General features: G+C 57.8%; 14 protein-coding genes and 4 pseudogenes. 14 read left to right on the forward strand and 4 right to left on the reverse strand.

Going from position 1 to position 18,612, the window contains the following annotated elements; translation table 11 throughout:
- Positions 1-57: 57 nt before the first annotated feature.
- Positions 58-1,511, forward strand: a pseudogene (locus QTO30_RS17765) (efflux RND transporter periplasmic adaptor subunit).
- Positions 1,511-4,908 (forward strand): annotated as a pseudogene (locus QTO30_RS17770) (efflux RND transporter permease subunit). Before QTO30_RS17765 ends, QTO30_RS17770 begins: the two co-directional pseudogenes overlap by 1 nt.
- On the opposite strand, the gene QTO30_RS17780 reads toward QTO30_RS17770, so the two are convergent.
- Complete coding sequence (locus QTO30_RS17780; protein WP_340425386.1) at positions 4,905-5,696, reverse strand: protein-disulfide reductase DsbD domain-containing protein; 792 nt, start codon at positions 5,694-5,696, stop codon at positions 4,905-4,907. The pseudogene QTO30_RS17770 and the gene QTO30_RS17780 sit on opposite strands and share 4 nt — an antisense overlap.
- A 116-nt stretch (positions 5,697-5,812) precedes the next feature.
- Between QTO30_RS17780 and QTO30_RS17785 the strand changes: the two genes are divergently transcribed.
- Both QTO30_RS17785 and QTO30_RS17790 read left to right on the forward strand, forming a co-directional pair.
- Entirely contained in the window at positions 5,813-6,382 is a 570-nt protein-coding gene (locus QTO30_RS17785) for a YqgE/AlgH family protein (protein ID WP_340425388.1), read from the forward strand.
- Between the two features lie 125 nt (positions 6,383-6,507).
- Complete coding sequence (locus QTO30_RS17790; protein ID WP_340425389.1) at positions 6,508-6,774, forward strand: hypothetical protein; 267 nt, start codon at positions 6,508-6,510, stop codon at positions 6,772-6,774.
- Positions 6,775-6,872: 98 nt separating this feature from the next.
- Here the strand turns inward: QTO30_RS17790 and QTO30_RS17795 are convergent, their stop codons facing one another.
- Complete coding sequence (locus QTO30_RS17795) at positions 6,873-7,433, reverse strand: TlpA disulfide reductase family protein (protein ID WP_340425390.1); 561 nt, start codon at positions 7,431-7,433, stop codon at positions 6,873-6,875.
- Positions 7,434-7,447: 14 nt separating this feature from the next.
- On the opposite strand from QTO30_RS17795, the gene argH reads away from it, so the two are divergent.
- The 6 genes and pseudogenes from argH (at position 7,448) to QTO30_RS17825 (ending at position 13,942) form a co-directional block, all read left to right on the forward strand.
- Positions 7,448-8,836, forward strand: a complete 1,389-nt coding sequence (gene argH / locus QTO30_RS17800) for an argininosuccinate lyase (protein WP_340425391.1) — start codon at positions 7,448-7,450, stop codon at positions 8,834-8,836.
- Complete coding sequence (locus tag QTO30_RS17805; RefSeq protein WP_340425392.1) at positions 8,833-9,006, forward strand: hypothetical protein; 174 nt, start codon at positions 8,833-8,835, stop codon at positions 9,004-9,006. Before argH ends, QTO30_RS17805 begins: the two co-directional genes overlap by 4 nt.
- The gene (locus QTO30_RS17810; RefSeq protein ID WP_340425393.1) at positions 9,006-9,341 is read left to right on the forward strand and encodes a DUF2834 domain-containing protein; all 336 of its coding nucleotides are present in this window, start codon (positions 9,006-9,008) and stop codon (positions 9,339-9,341) included. The genes QTO30_RS17805 and QTO30_RS17810 overlap by 1 nt, the downstream gene beginning before the upstream one ends.
- A gap of 66 nt (positions 9,342-9,407) precedes the next feature.
- Complete coding sequence (gene lysA, locus QTO30_RS17815) at positions 9,408-10,676, forward strand: diaminopimelate decarboxylase (RefSeq protein WP_340425394.1); 1,269 nt, start codon at positions 9,408-9,410, stop codon at positions 10,674-10,676.
- 106 nt (positions 10,677-10,782) lie between these two features.
- A pseudogene (locus QTO30_RS17820) lies at positions 10,783-13,390 on the forward strand (DUF4175 domain-containing protein).
- Positions 13,391-13,498: 108 nt separating this feature from the next.
- Complete coding sequence (locus tag QTO30_RS17825) at positions 13,499-13,942, forward strand: carboxymuconolactone decarboxylase family protein (RefSeq protein WP_340425395.1); 444 nt, start codon at positions 13,499-13,501, stop codon at positions 13,940-13,942.
- Positions 13,943-13,982: 40 nt separating this feature from the next.
- Here the strand turns inward: QTO30_RS17825 and QTO30_RS17830 are convergent, their stop codons facing one another.
- Positions 13,983-14,885, reverse strand: a complete 903-nt coding sequence (locus QTO30_RS17830; RefSeq protein ID WP_340425396.1) for a zinc-ribbon domain-containing protein — start codon at positions 14,883-14,885, stop codon at positions 13,983-13,985.
- Positions 14,886-15,050: 165 nt separating this feature from the next.
- Between QTO30_RS17830 and QTO30_RS17835 the strand changes: the two are divergent.
- From QTO30_RS17835 to QTO30_RS17850, 4 genes and pseudogenes are all read left to right on the forward strand, one after another.
- Positions 15,051-15,724: pseudogene (locus QTO30_RS17835) on the forward strand (cell division ATP-binding protein FtsE).
- The gene (locus QTO30_RS17840) at positions 15,721-16,614 is read left to right on the forward strand and encodes a cell division protein FtsX (RefSeq protein ID WP_340425397.1); all 894 of its coding nucleotides are present in this window, start codon (positions 15,721-15,723) and stop codon (positions 16,612-16,614) included. Before QTO30_RS17835 ends, QTO30_RS17840 begins: the two are co-directional and overlap by 4 nt.
- The gene (locus QTO30_RS17845) at positions 16,611-17,339 is read left to right on the forward strand and encodes a lysophospholipid acyltransferase family protein (protein WP_340425398.1); all 729 of its coding nucleotides are present in this window, start codon (positions 16,611-16,613) and stop codon (positions 17,337-17,339) included. The genes QTO30_RS17840 and QTO30_RS17845 overlap by 4 nt, the downstream gene beginning before the upstream one ends.
- The gene (locus QTO30_RS17850; protein ID WP_340425399.1) at positions 17,332-17,940 is read left to right on the forward strand and encodes a pyridoxamine 5'-phosphate oxidase family protein; all 609 of its coding nucleotides are present in this window, start codon (positions 17,332-17,334) and stop codon (positions 17,938-17,940) included. The genes QTO30_RS17845 and QTO30_RS17850 overlap by 8 nt, the downstream gene beginning before the upstream one ends.
- Here the strand turns inward: QTO30_RS17850 and QTO30_RS17855 are convergent, their stop codons facing one another.
- On the reverse strand, positions 17,941-18,612 hold the full coding sequence (locus tag QTO30_RS17855) for a M50 family metallopeptidase (RefSeq protein WP_340425400.1): 672 nt from the start codon (positions 18,610-18,612) through the stop codon (positions 17,941-17,943).

Below are 18,612 nucleotides of genomic sequence, written 5' to 3' on the forward strand. Positions count from 1 at the left end.
CACTGGAAAGCGGGCGTCGTCAGCCTACGTCGTAAAGGCAGGCCAAGGATAAATATGATGCGATTTCTACGTCGTAGCCTTACGGGTGTTTTCTTGCTGGCGGTCACGCTGGGATTGATCGCGTGGGCCGGTGTGATGGTGCAAAGCGCCTTGGTAGCGCGGATGAACGATGAGCCCCGTAGTTTGCCGCAGCGCGAGCGGGTTCTGGCGGTGAACGTCGTCACATTGGAGCCGCAGACGATTATTCCGCAGCTAACCGTTTTTGGCGAGCTGCGCAGCCAGCGCACGCTTGATCTGCGCAGTGCGACAGGTGGAACCGTGTTGGAAGCCAGTGATGTGCTGGTTGAAGGTGGTGCGGTTGCAGAAGGCCAGCTGCTACTGCGCATTGATCCAGTTGAAGCGCAGGCGGCCTTGGACCGGGTGCGTGCCGATCTGCAGGATGCCCAGGCCGAAACCCGCGATGCCGAGCGCGCGGTTGTATTGGCAGAAGATGAGCTGACGGCGGCCCGCGCGCAGGCGACATTGCGCGATCAGGCGTTGACCCGAGCGCGCGATCTTGAAACGCGCGGGGTTGGGACGGCTGCGGCGGTTGAAGCGGCAGAACTGGCAGCATCTTCCGCACAGGCCTCGGTCTTAACCCGCAGGCAGGCCTTGGCGTCTGCGCAAGCGCGGATTGATCAGGCAGCCACGCGGTTGGCGCGTGCCGAGATTGGCGTGGCCGAGGCCGAGCGCGCGGTTGCAGATACGCAGGTCTATGCGGCCTTTGACGGTACGTTGGCCGAGGTAACAATCAGCCCCGGTGGCCGTGTCACGGCGAATGAACGCTTTGCGCAACTGGTTGATCCAGCCCGATTGGAAGTGTCTTTCCGGGTGTCTACGTCGCAATATGCCCGTCTGCTGGATGAGACGGGCGCTTTGATCAATGCACCTATTGCAGTGACTTTGGATGTGTCTGGCGTGAACCTGCGCGCAGAAGGTCAGATCACCCGAGAAGGCGCCGTTGTTGGCGCCGGGCAAACGGGCCGTTTGCTGTTTGCGCAGCTAGACGCCGCGCCGGGCTTTCGTCCGGGCGATTTTGTAACCGTGCGGATCAATGAACCAGCCTTGGATGACGTGGCACTGGTGCCAGCGACAGCGGTCGCCCCTGATCAGACCGTTCTGGTCGTCGGCGAAGAAGATCGCCTGAGCATTGCCGATGTGACGCTGCTACGCCGCCAGGGCGATGACGTCATTGTCGGGGTCGGCGACGATGCCGGTTCCACCATTGTTGCAGAACGCTCGCCGCTTTTGGGTGCAGGCATCAAGGTACGTCCGATCCGGCCAGGGGGGGCGAAGCCGCACCCGCACCCGAGATGATCACTTTGGATGCGGACCGCCGCGCCAAACTGATCGCCTTCGTCAGCGAGGGCCGTATGTCGGACGAGGTGAAGGCAAGGATCATCGGACAGTTGGAAGAGGAAGAGGTGTCCTCTGAAACGGTGACCCGCCTTGAAGCCCGGATGGGCAGCTGATGGTCACGGGTGGTGACAGGCTGACCTCCGGGGCAGGTGGTATCCTGTCTTATTTCACCCGCCATCGTACGGCGGCCAACCTGTTGCTGGTGTTGATGCTAACGGCAGGTCTCTTTGCATTCCCGAACATGCGCGCGCAGTTTTTTCCTGATGTTGTCGTTGATGACTTGACCGTTTCGGTCACATGGGATGGTGCTGGTGCTGAAGATGTCGATGGAGCCATCGTGCAGGTTTTAGAACCTGTATTGTTGGGGGTTGAGGGGGTTACCTCTTCCACCGCGACCTCGCGTGAGGGGCGGGCCTCGATCCGTATTGAATTCGACCCCGGCTATGACATCGACCGGGCTGCCGAGGATGTGCAACTGGCCGTTGATGGCACGACCAGTCTGCCGGAGGACGCCGACGAACCCTCTGTCAGGCGCGGCGGTTGGCGGGATCGGGTGACCGATGTGGTCATCACCGGGCCTGTAGGTGTCGATCAATTGGGGCGCTTTGCCGATGAGTTCTCGACCCGGTTGTTTGCCGAAGGCGTGACGCAGGTGATTGTGCAGGGGGTTGCGGCCCCCTCGACGATTGTCGAGGTGCCATCATTGTCGCTCATTCAATACGATATCGGCCTGTCTGACATCTCCGCACGCATTGCCGAGGAAGCCGCAGCCGATCCCGCCGGTGATGTATCTGCCAATGCCCGTGTCCGTACCGGCGTGGCCAAGCGCAGTGCTGAAGAAATCGGTGCCATTGTGTTGCGGTCGAATGCAGATGGGTCAAAGCTGACCATCGATGATGTGGCGACTGTGCGGGTGGAAGGGACCGATCGTAATCGCGCTTATTTTGTCGGTGAGGACCCTGCGATCAAAGTGCGCGTTCAACGCACGCCGCAAGGCGATGCGATTGGGATGCAGGAAACCGTAGAGCAGGTAGCGCAGGAATTGACGGCCTCCTTGCCCAATGGTGTTTCGATTGAGCTGACCAATGGGCGGGCGGAGTTGATCGAGGGCCGCCTGAATATCCTGCTGGACAATGGTCTGACCGGGCTGATGCTGGTCGTCGGACTGTTGTTCTTGTTCCTGAATGCACGGACCGCGTTTTGGGTCGCTTTTGGTATTCCGGTCGCCATGCTCGCTGCGATTGGGTTGATGTATGCTGTGGGGATCACCATCAACATGATCTCGCTTTTTGCGCTGATCATCACCCTTGGGATCGTGGTGGATGACGCGATTGTCGTGGGCGAACACGCGGATTTCAGGGTCAGGCAACTGGGTGAAGACCCAACGGTTGCAGCTGAACGTGCGGCGAAACGTATGTTCAGCCCGGTGTTTTCGGCGACGATCACGACGATCATTGCATTCTTTGGCCTGGTGATTATCGGTGGGCGCTTTGGCGATCTGATCTCGGACATTCCGTTTACGGTAATCGTGGTGCTGACCGCCAGCCTGATCGAATGCTTCCTGATCCTGCCGAACCACCTGTCCCACGCCATTGCGCATTCGGCGAAAGAGCACTGGTACGATTGGCCATCGCGCACGGTGAACCGGGGCTTTGATTGGTTCAAAGAGACGCTGTTCCGCCCGTTCATGGTGCTGGTGATCAAGGCCCGGTATCCGGTTTTTGCGATGGCTTTGGTGCTGCTGGCTAGCCAAGTGGCACTTTTCATCAAAGGTGATGTCAGCTGGCGTTTCTTCAATGCGCCAGAGCAAAGCCAGGTGACCGGTAACTTCGCCATGCTACCCGGTGCGACCCGCGAAGATACGTTCGAGATGATGCGCGAGATGCAGCGCGCAGCAGAGGCTTTGGGGGCGGAATATGAAGCTGAACATGGGGCGAACCCGCTCAAGTTCGTGGTGGCTGAGATTGGTGGCAATTCAGGTCGCGCAATTGCGGGGTCCGATACCAAGGACGCCGATCAGCTGGGCGCGATCACGATTGAACTGATCGATGCGGACAGCCGCCCGTACACCAGCTTTGCTTTTGTCAGTGCCTTGCAGGATGCGATTGTACAGCATCCGATGGCCGAGACGGTGAGCTTTCGCAGTTGGGGGTCTGGCCCCGGTGGTGATAGCCTCGATATCCAGATGTTCGGGGCCGACAGCGAAACACTGAAGGCGGCAGCAGAGGCGCTGAAGACAGAGTTGGCACAGTTTGCCGAGATTTCGGGGCTCGAGGATACGCTGGCCTACGACAAAGAAGAGCTGATCCTTGAATTGACGCCGCAAGGTGACGCGCTGGGCCTGAGCATTGACGGGCTGGGCCGCGTGCTGCGCAACCGCCTAGGCGGGATTGAAGCGGCCAGTTTCCCCGATGGGGCGCGGTCTGCGACGATCCGGGTAGAGTTGCCAACAGGTGAGTTATCGGCGGATTTTCTGGATCGCACCCAGATACGGACACCAGAGGGCGTTTATGTGCCTTTGGCGGATGTCGTCACCGTCCAAAGCCGGACGGGCTTTTCGACCGTGCGGCGCGAGAACGGCATTCAGCTGATCTCGGTCATTGGTGATCTGGATGATGAAGATGCCGCGCGGGCAACAGAGATTCAGCAGATCATCAACGAGGATATTCTGCCCCGGGTGGAAGGTGACTTTGCAATTGAAACGCAGCTTTCGGGGCAGAGCGAACAAGAAGAGCGGTTCCTGAATGACGCCCGGACTGGGCTGATCTTGGTGCTGCTTGGTATCTATCTGACGCTATCGTGGATTTTCAGCAGTTGGACGCGACCGGTGGTGGTGATGTCGATCATTCCCTTTGCGCTTGTCGGGACAATCTATGGCCACCATGTTTGGGGCATTCCAATGAGCATGTTCACCGTTGTTGGCCTGATCGGGATGGTGGGCATTATTATCAATGACAGTATCGTTCTGGTGACAACGGTGGATGAATACGCACAGGATCGCGGGCTCGTACCTGCCATTATTGACGGCACTGTGGATCGGTTGCGTCCGGTGATGCTGACGACCTTGACAACCGTGTTGGGGCTGACACCGCTGCTTTATGAAGGGTCCAATCAAGCCGAGTTCTTGAAGCCGACGGTTGTGACGCTGGTCTTTGGTCTGGCTTTCGGCATGGTCTTGGTGTTGCTGGTGGTGCCGTCCGTGATGGCGATGCAAGCGGATGTGTACCGACAGGTGCAATCGGCCAAACGTGCGTTGCGCAGGCGCAGGCTCGCAATGTTTGTGCTTAAGCGGTGCTGGGTGCGCTAGGGGCTTTGGCGCTCTTTGCGCTAACCGTTGGGCCGATCTTGCTGACAGGCGCAGCGTTGCCCGCAGTTGCAGCCGTATTGCCGATGCTGAATGGCGGCATAGGGGCGGCGTTTGGGCTTTTCGTTACAGGGCTGATGGTGTTCCTGCTGGCGATCTATATCATCGTATTGCTGAGCCAGGGTACGCGCCGGGCACGCGGCTAGCCTGCGTTGCACCCTTGCAAGTCAATCGCATGGCCATTGTTGCCAAGCACGGTGATGCGCACGCCAGAACGATCAAACGCAAAGGGCTGCCCGCTGGGATGGACCATCTCGACAGTGGCGCTGAGGGTTTCGCCATCGCGGGTCACGTCCGCTTGCGAAACCCAGATGCTTGGGTCGCTAGGTTCAACCACAACAAACTCGGATGCGCCGGATCTGGCGACATCAATCTGAGTGGTCATGCGCAGCCCATCGCTGATGGGGTTGATGATGCAGATCACATCGCCCACATTCGCCTCTGACCGCGTGAGCGGATCATCAGCCAAGGCGGCGGTGATGGTCGCGTCATGCGTGCCATCTTGCGGAAGCACCGTGTCGAAAGAATAGGTGACGGGAATACAGATTTCTTCGCAAACGCCGATGGTCAATTGACCGGTGACCGGAATGTCGCCGCTGACCCCATTGGCGTCGACGGTCAATGGGAAGATTACGCTGTCGTAATACCCGATAGATTGCAGACCCGCGTCATCAAAGACTTCGGGAACAGGCCAGTGAGGTGTGATGCTTGTCACCGCGCTGTCGCTGGAGAAGCTGAACTGCGGCGGGATGCCCGCCTCGCCCGGCGCTCGCCAATAGGTGATCCAGCCGGGTTCCAGCGTGATCCTGACGGCAGAAATGTGATCGCCATCGGCCGTCCGCCAGCCTGGCAGGATCTCAAACCGGGCTTTGTCACCGTAGTCTTGTGCGATCGCAAAACTCGGCAAAGCCATCAGGGCGAGGGGTATCAGCATGTTCTTGCGCATGATTTCTTATTTATTCATCAGGCCTGCAATGGGAAGTCACGTTTGCGCTAGGCGCTGCAACGATGGCGCTTGCGTCACAGGGCACGGTTTCCCATCTTAAGGACATGAACATTTCAGATCTGACCCTTGTCGGGAAGCTGCTGATCGCGATGCCCGACATGTCCGACCCGCGCTTTGCCAATACTGTTGTCTACATGTGCGCCCATTCGGATGAGGGCGGCATGGGGCTGATAGTGAACAAGCCTCAGCCGGAGGTGAAGTTTGCCAAGCTGTTGGACCAGATGGACATCCCGGTATCTGTCGGCGCGCGGGATGTGCGGGTGCACTACGGCGGCCCCGTAGACCAACAGCGCGGTTTTGTCCTGCATTCAAGCGACTATGCGTCAGACAATGGGACGCTGGATGTGGATGAAAACTACCGCATGACGGCCACCTTACAGGTGCTGGAGGATCTGGCGCGTGGCGAGGGCCCGGATGTGTCGATGATGGCGCTAGGCTATGCGGGCTGGGGGCCCGGACAGCTGGAGTATGAGATTGGCCAGAATGGCTGGCTGACCTGTGCACCTAATGATGAGATTCTATTTGGGGCCGACAATGCGGCCAAATGGGCGGCCGCACTGAATGTGCTGGGCATTGATCCGCTGCTTTTGTCAGCTAAGGCGGGGCGTGCGTGAGTCCGCCTTGGTGCAGTTTTTGGCAGGTTAGATGAGCAAAGACAGATACAGATGAGGATCGGGACAGCGCCGCAGCGTACTGCGCATTTTTTAACCCTTTGAATAACATATAGCGAGGAACAGTCATGACACCAAAGATAGGTGATAGAGTTACAATGCGTGCAAAGTTGCCGACTGACAAAGAAATAGTAAACCTTGGCGATGCAGTTTATGAAAGAGTTGGTGCGATCATCAAAATTGAAGATGATCAAGTAACCGTTGAGTATGACCCAGTTACGACCGATGAATTGGACAGTGGCGCGAGTCATAAGTGTCATAAATCTGAACTGACTTCTTCGGGTGCGGGTGTCTGGGTCTTAAGTTTGAAACCGAGAATAGAAGAAACTTTCTAGGATGTTTTTTGCAAACGAAGCTTGGGACATGCAATATACTTTTCGGACGGATATCTCTTTTTCTTTTTCCTCAAAAATTACATTTTCGGTATTAGGTGCTATTCCTCAGACCCAATCAACGTCCGCAAAATCGACATTGCATTTTCGCCGGACCAATCCGCGTCGCCTTGCATGCGCCCGATCTCATTGCCCTCCGGGTCAATGATGATGGTTACGGGCAACCCCAAAACACCCAGACTGCGCGCCAGGTTCTGCCGTGCATCGGTGTGCAGTGGCAAGTTGTCGACTTCGATCTCCGCCAAGAAACGTTGCATGCCGGGCAGCGGGTTGCGCCCGGTGGCGATTGTGACGACTTCCATGTCGTCGCCGCCCATTGCGTCTTGCAACGCTGACAGATGCGGCATCTCGTGTCGGCACGGGGCGCACCATGTGGCCCAGAAGTTCAGCACGATGTGTTTGCCTTGGTAATCGGCCAAGGTCATTTCTTGCCCGTCTTCGCCCATGAAGGTCACGCCCGAGCTTTCCATCGGGGCGCTATGGAAGATCAGTTTGCGCATATCGCCTTCGCGCATGGCCTCTGCCGCAGCGACATCGGCATGGCCAGTATTTGCAAGACCCATAAGGGCCGTATAAAGCAGGGCTGATATTAACTTTCGCACGGGCGACTTCCTTTATGACCAAATCCGCAAACACAATGTGGGGCGGGCGTTTTGCCGCCGGACCAGACGCGATTATGGAGGCGATCAATGCCTCAATCGGGTATGACCGCCGTCTTGCGCCGCAGGACATCGCAGGTTCACGCGCCCATGCCGCCATGCTGGCCGCCACAGGCATCATCACAGATACCGATGCAGAGGCGATCCGGGAAGGCCTGCTCACAGTCTTGTCAGAGATTGAAACCGGGGCGTTTCCGTTCTCAACCGCGTTGGAAGACATTCACATGAATGTTGAGGCGCGGTTGCGCGATTTGATCGGTGAACCGGCGGGTCGTTTGCACACGGCCCGGTCCCGCAATGATCAGGTGGCCGTCGATTTCCGACTTTGGGTCCGCGATCAATGTGATCAGGCGGATGATGCGCTAGGCGCGCTTTGCCAAGCGCTTCTCGCGCAGGCTGAGGTGGGCGCGGATTGGGTGATGCCGGGCTTTACGCATTTGCAGACAGCACAGCCTGTGACATGGGGCCATCATATGTTGGCTTATGTGGAAATGTTTGGGCGTGATCGTTCCCGTTTTGCGGATGCGCGGGCGCGGATGAATACCTCGCCTTTGGGGGCTGCGGCCCTTGCGGGCACGTCTTTTCCGATTGATCGGCAAATGACGGCGGAGGCGTTGGGCTTTGATCGTCCGATGGCGAATTCGCTGGATGCCGTTGCTGATCGTGATTTCGCGTTGGAGTTTCTGGCATCCGCCAGCATTTGCGCGATGCACCTCAGCCGTTTGGCAGAAGAATTGGTGATCTGGTCCTCGGCCCAGTTCCGCTTTGTGAAGATGTCGGACAAATGGTCAATGGGTTCGTCAATCATGCCGCAAAAGCGCAACCCCGATGCGGCTGAACTGATCCGTGCCAAGATTGGCCGGATATTCGGGGCGAATGTGGCGCTGATGACGGTGATGAAGGGGCTGCCGCTGACCTATTCCAAGGACATGCAGGAAGATAAGGAACAGACCTTTGACGCCGCCGACAATCTGATGCTGGCGCTAGCCGCAATGACGGGGATGGTGTCGGATATGACCGCGCAACGCGACAACCTGAAAGCCGCAGCCTCCAGCGGGTTTTCAACGGCCACCGACCTTGCGGATTGGCTGGTGCGCGAACTTGGGCTACCTTTCCGCGAAGCGCATCATGTGACCGGGTCTTTGGTAGCGATGGCAGAAAGCAAGCACTGCGATCTGGCTGATCTAACGCTGGAAGACATGCAATCGGTTCACGATGGCATCCGTGCGGATGTATTCGATGTGCTGGGGGTAGAAAACTCGGTGGCATCCCGCACCAGTTTTGGGGGGACGGCGCCGTCACAGGTCCGCGCGCAGATAGCGCATTGGAAAGAGGTTTTGAAATGAAACGCATTGCTTTAATTTTGATTGTAGCCGCTTTGGCAGCCTGTGGCGCTGATGGCGCGCCGTTCACGCCAAATGCGAGCGTGGGGCTAAGTGTTGGCAGCAATGGTGTCAGCACTGGTGCCAGTGTTGGGGCGTCCAACGGCACAGTCTCGGTCGGGGTTGGTCTCTGATGCGTATGGTGTTCCTGCTCCTTGCGATCTGGGGCACGATCCATCCGATGTATTACTTCATCTCGTGGTTTCAGGCTGAGGGCTGGGACATCATGGCGATGGTCGATGCATGGCATGTGAGTGCGGCAACCAGCGGGTTGGTCTGGGATCTGACGATAGCAGCGGTCACTCTGACGATCTGGATTTTGGTTGAGGCGATTAAAAATCGGAACTGGTTAAGCCTGATCGCGATCCCGGCCACCTATTGCATTGGCGTCAGCTGTGGTTTGCCGCTCTACCTCTATCTGCGCAGCCGGGTGATGTATCTGCCAGAAGTCGGCGTCGTACGCGTGTAAATCAGGGTTGGTCTTTGGCCCCGATCTGCTATGTCCAAAAGCTGGTTTTGGACAAGGATCGCAAGGTTGGATCATTTTCTATATCGTGACGGCGCACTTTATGCCGAGGATGTCCCGGTGGCTGAGATTGCGGCGGCCGTCGGCACCCCGTTTTATGTCTATTCAACGGCGACGCTGAAACGTCACTTCACCTTGTTTGACGAGGCGTTGGATTGGGGCGCGCACCTTGTGTGCTTTGCGATGAAGTCGCTCTCGAACCAAGCGGTGATCAGGCTGTTAGGCAATGCGGGCGCAGGCATGGATGTGGTCTCGGGTGGTGAATATCTGCGCGCCAAGGCCGCTGGGGTGCCGGGTGAGCGTATTGTGTTTTCGGGTGTTGGCAAGACCGCTGATGAAATGCGGCTCGCCATTGAGGGTGGCATTCGCCAGTTCAATGTCGAGAGCGAACCAGAGATGATCGTTCTGGATCAGGTGGCACAATCGCTTGGGGCTGTCGTACCAATAACCATTCGCGTGAACCCCGATGTGGATGCCAAGACGCATGCCAAGATTGCCACAGGTAAGTCTGAGAACAAGTTTGGCATCCCGATCAGCCGTGCGCATGAGGTTTATGCGATGGCGGCCTCTTTGCCCGGCCTGAAGGTTGTGGGCATTGACGTACATATCGGATCGCAACTGACCGAGTTGGCCCCGTTTGAGTTGGCGTATCAGAAGGTTGCCGAATTGACCGAGCAGTTGCGCGCCGAGGGTCATGAGATCACGCGTCTCGATTTGGGCGGCGGTTTGGGGATCCCTTACGCACGCTCAAATGAAGCGCCGCCTTTGCCGACCGATTATGGTGCGCTGATCCAGCGGACGGTCGGTCATCTGGGCTGTGAGATTGAGATTGAGCCGGGGCGTCTGATTTCTGGCAATGCCGGATTGATGGTGTCCAAGGTGATTTACGTGAAATCAGGGGAAGATCGTGAATTTCTGATCCTTGATGGCGCGATGAATGATCTGATCCGCCCGGCGATGTATGAGGCCTGGCACGATATCGTGCCTGTGGTGGAGCCTGCGCCGGGTGCCGAACCCGCAAAATACGATATTGTGGGGCCTGTCTGTGAAAGTGGCGATACCTTTGCGAAAGGGCGCGAAATGCCCAAAGTCGTGGCAGATGACCTCGTCGCGTTCCGTTCTGCTGGCGCTTATGGCGCTGTCATGTCGTCAGAATACAATTCGCGTCCAATGATCCCAGAGGTGCTTGTCGATGGCGATCAATTTGCAGTTATCCGCCCACGCCCTACCTATGAAGAGATGATTGCACGCGATACGATGCCAGCGTGGTTAGAGTAACGACATCGCCACTGCGCGCGCCGCAAAGCATAGGAGAGGCCCGCTGAAAAATCGGCAAGACCCGATGCGCCACTTGCGCTTTCCTGTTGCTGCTACCCGTGTGGGTATGGTGGCTGAACAGATTGTACGCGCCTTCTGGCCATTCTGGACCGTTGTCTTTCTGATCCTTGCCCCGCTGATGATGGGTTGGCATGAGTTGATGCCGCTCGAAGTATTTTGGGGCGCTGCCGTGGTTTCGGTCATTGCGTTCCTTGCGACACTTGGTTGGGGTATCCGCCGTTTCCGTCTGCCAAGTGCTGCCGAGGCCTTGGAACGTGTCGATGCGGCAATGCCCGGTCGTCCAATTGCCGCTATCGCCGACACGCAGGCGATCGGCAGCGGTGATGCCGCATCCGAGGCAGTTTGGCGGGCCCATATGGTGCGAATGGCCGAACGCACCAAAGAGGCGCGGCCGGTTGAGCCGGATCTGCGGGTGTCAGACCGCGACCCCTACGGTTTGCGATTTATTGCGCTCTTGTTCTTTGTGGCGGCGTTGATGTTTGGGTCGCTGTTTCGTGTCACCTCGGTTGGCGAGATCGTCACGGGTGGCGAGCAAACACTGGCGACAGGCCCGGTTTGGGAGGGGTGGGTTGAACCGCCTGCCTATACCGGCAAACCGTCTATCTACCTCAATGACATTCCCGCCGGACCTTTGCGTGTGCCCGAAGGCAGTCAGGTGACCTTGCGCCTTTACGGCGAAGTGGGTGCATTGACCGTCGCCGAGACTGTGTCGGGGCGGGTTGGGGACGTTGGTTCTGCCTCTGACGCGCAGCAGCAGTTTGAGATTACGCAGACAGGCACGCTCACAATCATGCGGCGACACCGAGACGACATGGAATGTGACCGCCGTTGAAGATGCCATGCCGGGTGTTGATCTGACAGGGCCAATTGAATCGGATGCATTGGGTGAGTTGTCGCAGCCATTTACGGCCTTTGACGACTATGGCGTAGAGTTCGGGACCGCAATCATCACACTGGACCTGACAGAAGTCGAGCGGCGGCATGGTCTGACAATTGACCCGGATCCGATTGAACCGCTGGTTCTGGATTTGCCGATGCCGTTTACCGGGGATCGGACTGAATTTGATGAATTCCTGATTGATAACCTCAGCAAGCATCCTTTGGCGAACTTGCCTGTGACGTTGCAGTTCGAAGTGATTGATGCCGCCGAGCAGTCAGGCACCACTCCGTCAGAGCCGATGATCTTGCCGGGGCGCAGGTTCTTTCAACCCTTTGCGCGAGCCGTGATTGAACAGCGCCGTGACCTGATGTGGTCCAAGGCGAATGCAGGCCGTGTGAACCAGATTTTGCGCGCCGTGTCACATCGCCCGGAGGGGTTATTTTCGAATGAGACGACCTATCTGCGCCTGCGCACCATCATCCGGCGTCTTGATACCTTTAAAGGTGTCGGCCTGACCGATGACGTACATGCCGAAATCGTTGAGGCACTTTGGGAACTGGCTGTGCAGTTGGAAGATGGCCGCTTGGCCGATGCCCGCGAGCGGTTACGCCGCGCACAGGAACGTTTGGCCGAAGCGATGCGCAATGGCGCTTCGGATGAGGAAATAGCGGAATTGATGCAGGAACTGCGCGAAGCCACAGACGATTACTTGCGTATGCTGGCTGAGGAAGCCGAACCCAACGATGGCACCGATCAGGCTGACAGTGGCCAGCAGGGCCAGCAGTTAGGTATGGACGAGTTGCAGGCGCTAATGGACCGCATCGAGGAGCTGATGCAGGAAGGCCGTATGGCCGAAGCACAAGAGCTGATGGAACAGCTCAACCAGATGATGGAGAACCTGCGCGTAACGCAAGGCGAAGGTGGTGACGGCCCGCCTTCACCGGGTGAACAGTCTATGCAGGATCTGGCTGATACTCTGCGCGAGCAGGAAGATCTGTCCGACGACAGCTTTAGCGACTTGCAGGAACAGTTCAGCCCCCGAGATCAGGGACAGCAGCAGCCCGGCCAACCGGGGGAACAGGGCCAGCAGGGTCAACAACCCGGCCAACAGGGCCAACAGGGTCGCGAACCCGGCCAACAGCAAGGCCAGCAAGGCAATCAGGGCAGTGATCCGGGCCAGGGTGGCCAACAGGGCCGTGGTCAGGGCTTGGGCGAGAACAGCCGGAGCGGTGATCAACGCGGTGACGGTGCTTAGAGCGGTGAAGGGGATGAGCGCAGCCTAGCCGAGCGCCAGCAAGCTTTGCGCGAAGAGTTGCAGCGCCAGCGTGATGGGTTGCCGAACCTCGGTGGTGAGTCGGGTGAAATCGCCCGCCGGTCACTCGAACGTGCCGAAGATGCGATGGAAGGGGCGGAAGACGCGCTACGCAATGGTGATCTGGCCGAAGCAATTGACAGGCAGGCCGAGGCCATGGACGCGCTGCGCAACGGTATGCGCGAGCTGGGGCAAGCCTTGGCCGAAAATCAGAATGCCGAGCCCGGCCAAGGGTCAGAGCAAGGCGAAGCCAGCGGGCGACCAACCCCTGGGCAACGCGATCCGCTGGGCCGCGAAATGGGCAATACGGGGCAGTTGGGTACCGACCAGGAGCTTTTGGGAAGCGGCGATATCAACCGCCGCGCAGAAGAGTTGTTGGACGAAATCCGCAGACGATCTGCCGAACAGCGGCGGCCCGAGGTCGAGCGGGACTATCTGCGTCGTCTGTTGGACCAGTTTTAGTACTTGTCCTGACACCAACGATTTGGAGCGCTGTTTGATCAGCGGGGCTGATGACTGGTCTGAATTGCCCGCGCCTGTCATGTTACCAGAAAATTGTTGGAGCAAACCATGATTGCGCGCCTCGACTATGTCGCTGTTAACGGTACCGCCATTGCAAACATGGCGAAGGCAAAGAATGATATGCCATCAATCGACAGAAGGCTGCGGGCGCTAGTGGAGCTTCGGGTTTCGCAAATAAATGGCTGCGCATATTGCGTGGACCTACATGCGGCGGAAGCACGGCAAGCGGGTGAAACACAGCAAAGACTTGATTGTCTTACGGTGTGGCGCGAAGTGAGTTTCTTCAATGCAGCTGAAAAGGCAGCGTTCGCCTGGGCAGAAGCTGTGACCATGATCACTCAGGACGGCGCACCCGAGCCGCTTTACGCCGCGCTATCTGCGCAGTTTTCCGCGCGACAGATCGTCGACCTCACGCTGATCATCGCTCAGATGAACGCCTGGAACCGTTTGGCGATCAGTTTTGATCATCATCCCGAACCGCGGGCCGAATAATCGTCAGGTCGTCGACCGGACCCGCCGAACTTAGACAGAGTTAGCCGGACGTCAATCCGCTGACCATTTCGCTCAGATTGACCCTGAGCTGGTCAATCATCGTGACATAAGAGGCCATAAACCCAGTGGTCTGCGGCAGGTTCTCGGTGATCTGATCTGCAAAGATATATGGCAGGATCAGGATTGCCAAAAGGATCAGAATGAAAAAGAAGCCACGCCGGAAACCTTTGCGATGAACGGCTTCCTCTTTCTCGGCCTCGGTCAGACCAGAGGTGTCGTTGGCTTGCGCGCGTGCCCGCAATGTCGCGTTGATTTCGTTTATCGAAGGAACCGTACGCAGATGAGCGGCATCTGCGTTTGCATCCGCAGCCGTGCTGGAATTCGCAACGGCGGACGTTGGTGTGCCGCCTTCATCCGCAGTCATTTGGGCGATCCGCTGACGTGTTTCGTCGGCAACGACAGGTGCCGCAGGTGCGGGCGGCTTGGGGGCTTCGGGAGCAGGTGGTTTCGCAACGGGGCTGGTGGCAACGGCGGCCCCTAATGCCGCTTCCTCGCGTAGGATGCTTGCGACGGCATCATCCAAAGGCTTGCGTTGCGGTTCCGGGGCAGGTTCAGATGCGGGTGTGGTGATGTCTGGCTCTTCCACAACTTCCTTGGCGGGCATGTCTGCCTCTTCGGTGACGACGTCCTGTTGTGGTGCCTCTTCGGTTGCCACGTCCTGCTGTGATGCTTCTTCTGCCTCATTGTGGGCCGGTGTGTCTTCTGAAAGCTCTGGTTCTTTTGGTGCAATCAGTTGGGATTGCTCACGCCCCGGGATAGTTGGTTTTTCGGTCTGAAACCAAGAAAGATGGCAATTCGAGCACTGTACATCGCGCCCACCCGGTGGGATCGCGTCATCTGAGACCTCGTATTGCGCGTCACAATTGGGGCAAATCAGCCTCATGATAAAAATCCTTCTGCCCGGTGTTTTAGCTAACTTGTTGTTATCACCGCCGTCAATTTATCAACGCCTGCGCCAAACGCAAAGGTTTTGCTTAAGTGGCCTTTGCAGACATTGAAACCTGTTGCAGATTTGGGCAGAAGAGCAGGGGAATGCAGGGGAAGAACCGTGATTGAACTGGACAACGTGTCATACGGATACGGCGGCAATGCGCTTTTTTCCCAATTATCCCTTACGCTTGCACCCGGCTCGTTCCATTTTCTGACCGGTCCCTCGGGTGCCGGGAAAACCACCTTGTTGCGGCTATGTTACGCCGATTTGCGCGCAATGCATGGCAAAGTGCGCCTTTTTGGCGAGGATGCAGGCGCCTTGAACCGCGACGCTGTGGCGATGTCCCGCCGACGCATTGGCGTGGTTCATCAGGATTGTCAGTTCCTGGATCACCTGAGCATTGCCGAGAATATCGCTTTGCCGCTGACCGTTTCGGATCGGACAAATGAGGCCGCTGGCAATCTTGAAGAGCTGTTAAATTGGGTGGGTCTGGGGCCGCAGGCTGGCCAGTTGCCCCCGAATTGTCGGGTGGTGAACGCCAGCGTGCTGCCTTGGCGCGTGCTGTGATAGTGTCACCCGACGTGATTATTGCCGATGAGCCGACAGGCAACGTCGATTGGGAGATGTCGCAACGTATCCTGAGCCTGCTGATTGAGCTGAACAAGATGGGCAAAACGATCCTGATTGCGACCCATGATCTGGCGATGATCCGCTCGGCCAAGTCTGACGTCAGCGCCCGTATTCTGCGGCTCACGGATGGGCAATTGTTGCAGGCAGGTGCCGAGCTATGAGGGCGCTCCTTGACCTCATCGTCGGTGATCCGCTTGCCGACCGTTCAGTCCCCCAGACGGGGGTGACGGCGCGATTGACGGTGTTTGTCGCGGCTGTGATGGCCTTTTTGGCGGTGATTGCCCTAGCCGTTTCGCTGACCACCAATCGGGTGGCGAGCATCTGGGCCGAGGAACTGGCGCAGTCTGCGACTTTGCGACTGCCAGCTGATCCGGTAACGGCAGATGCACTCTTGCTTTCGGCGTTGGAGGTTCTGGAGACCACGCCGGGCATCAGCACGGTCCGCGCCTTGTCGCAGGACGAGCAACAGGCATTGCTGGAGCCTTGGTTCGGTCCTGATCTGCCCTTGGATGCACTACCGATGCCGCAACTGATCGAAATTGTCGCTGATGGTGATGGTTACGATGTTGATGGTCTGCGTGCCCGTCTGGAGGGTCAGGTGCCCGGCGCTATTCTGGATGATCATACCACATGGCGTGAACCGCTGTTGCAGGCGGCCAGCCGTGTCAGGTTGATCGGCTGGGCCGTGATCCTGCTGATTGGCGCGACGGTTGCGGCAATGATCACATTGGCGGCACAAGCGGCCCTTGCGGCCAACGTGCAGGTGATCCGCGTTCTGCGACTAGTGGGTGCGACTGATACTTACATCGCCCGCGCCTTTGTGCGCCGGTTTACACTGCGCGCGGGTGCTGGCGGCATTATTGGTGCGATCCTTGGGGTGGCTGTGTTGGCGCTGATGCCGCAAGGCGATGCGTCGGGTAACCTGCTAATGGGCGTGGGTTTCGACGGTGCAGAATGGCTCTGGCCCTTGCTGATCCCGCTTCTGGCTGCGATTGTCGCCTTTTTTGCGACCCGTGCTGCGGCGTTTCGCAGGCTAAGGGAGCAAACATGAGCGAGGCGATTCAATGGGTGCGTTCACTGATCTTTAACGGGCAGATGTATCTGGCGATGCTGGTTTTTGGCATCCTCTACCTACCCGCAGCGATTATCTCAGCTGACGGCGCCGTCGCCGCCTGTCATGCCTATTGCCGTTATGTTCGGTGGAGCGCAGGGTGGATGATTGGCCTCAAATCAGAGATTCGGGGCGAGCCACCAACGGATGAGGTGATGGTGGCCCCCAAGCACCAATCGTTCCTTGACGTGCTGATGATTTATGGCGCAATGCCGCGGGGCAAGTTCATCTTCAAAGCTATCCTGAAGTATGCCCCCATCATTGGTCAGTTTGGCTTGCGGATCGGCTGTATCCCGGTGGATCGCGGCAAGCGGGGGCAAGCGATCAAGCAGATGGTTGCGGATGTGCAAGCCGGTCGCGCGCGCCCTGGCCAGTTGATTATCTACCCTCAGGGTACGCGGATCGCGCCGGGTGTGAAGGCGCCTTACAAGATTGGAACGGGCGCTTTGTATCGCGAGCTGAACCAGCCGGTTGTACCGGTTGCCACGAACGTCGGCGTGTTCTGGCCAAAGCGCGGGGTGATGCGCAAACAGGGGACGGCTGTTTTTGAGTTCCTCCCGCGGATTGAGCCGGGGTTGGAGGTGGAAGAGTTTATGCGGCGGTTGGAGCACGATATTGAGACCGCCTCGGATCGGCTGAACAAAGAGGCGGGCTTTCATGGCTGATCATGTGGTCAACGATGTGTTTGAGCTTGAGGCCCTTTATGGGACCCCCGGCAAAGCTTCGTTGATCAAAGTCGCCCCGCAACTGACACCGCTTTATCGCAAATGGATCATGGCTTCACGCTTTTGCGTGGTGTCAACCGTCGGGCCGGACGGCACTGACGGCAGCCCACGTGGCGACGATGGCCCTGTGGTGCAGGAGTTGGATGCCCAGACCTTGTTGTTGCCGGATTGGCGCGGCAACAATCGTATCGACACACTGCGCAACATCGTGAATGACGGACGTATCAGTCTGATGTTCGTGGTCCCGGGATCAGACAATGTGATCCGGGTGAATGGGACGGCGGTTGTATCGCTCGCCCCCTATCTGCTGGGACGGTTCACGCAAAATGGCCGCCAACCCCGCAGTGTTGTCGTGATCAAAATTACCGAGGTTTATAGCCAATGCGCGCGTGCTTTGATACGCGCGCGGCTTTGGTCTTCGGATGATGAAAGTGCCGGGCTACCGACGATTGGCGAACTGCTGGCTGAGCAGGAAGCAGGATTTGATGGTACAGAGTACGATGCCGAGTGGGCCGGGCGCGCCGCAAAAACGATGTGGTAGTCAGCGCAGTGTCAGATTGCTGCTGCGCCCTAAGACGTGCCGTAGTGCCCACCAAATAATTGCGAGGCTGATTCCCAGCCACAACCCACCCCACATCACTGTTGTACCGCCAAATTCCTCGGCCAGCATCCGCGCGTCGGACCGCAGGTTGGACCGTGCGATCGTGTCGCTGAAGATATCGAAAGGCACGTAGATCATGCTGGTCAGACCAATCACGCGCAGGATCATGTCATTGATGTTGTGGTTCAACATCACGGCGGCTGCGATCATTGCAAGGCCCGTGCCAATGGTGAAACCAAGCGCGAATACGTCGCGCACATGGAATCCCGCGATGATCAGGATGATGACGCCGGTCAACGCCATAACCTGCCTGTCCAGTTTGGTTTTGGTCGCTGCGATCAGGAGCATGACGCCGATCACAAGTGAGCCCAGATAGCCCGCGGTAAGCGTCCAGAAACGGCTGCCACCCCGGCTGAGCACAAGGCCACCTTGATCAGCCGAGACGGATAGGCTGACGACTTCACCCCCAGTTAGAATAGTAGCGATAGCGTGTGATGCCTCATGAAAGAAGACGACCAGAATTTTGAGAGGTACAAGTGCGGTGGTTTGCCAAAAGGCAAAGACCGTCGCGGTAAGCAGCAATAACTGCCAATGCCCTTTCAGGATGCGCAA

It is taken from the genome of Yoonia sp. GPGPB17, from assembly GCF_037892195.1.
GTDB lineage: Bacteria > Pseudomonadota > Alphaproteobacteria > Rhodobacterales > Rhodobacteraceae > Yoonia.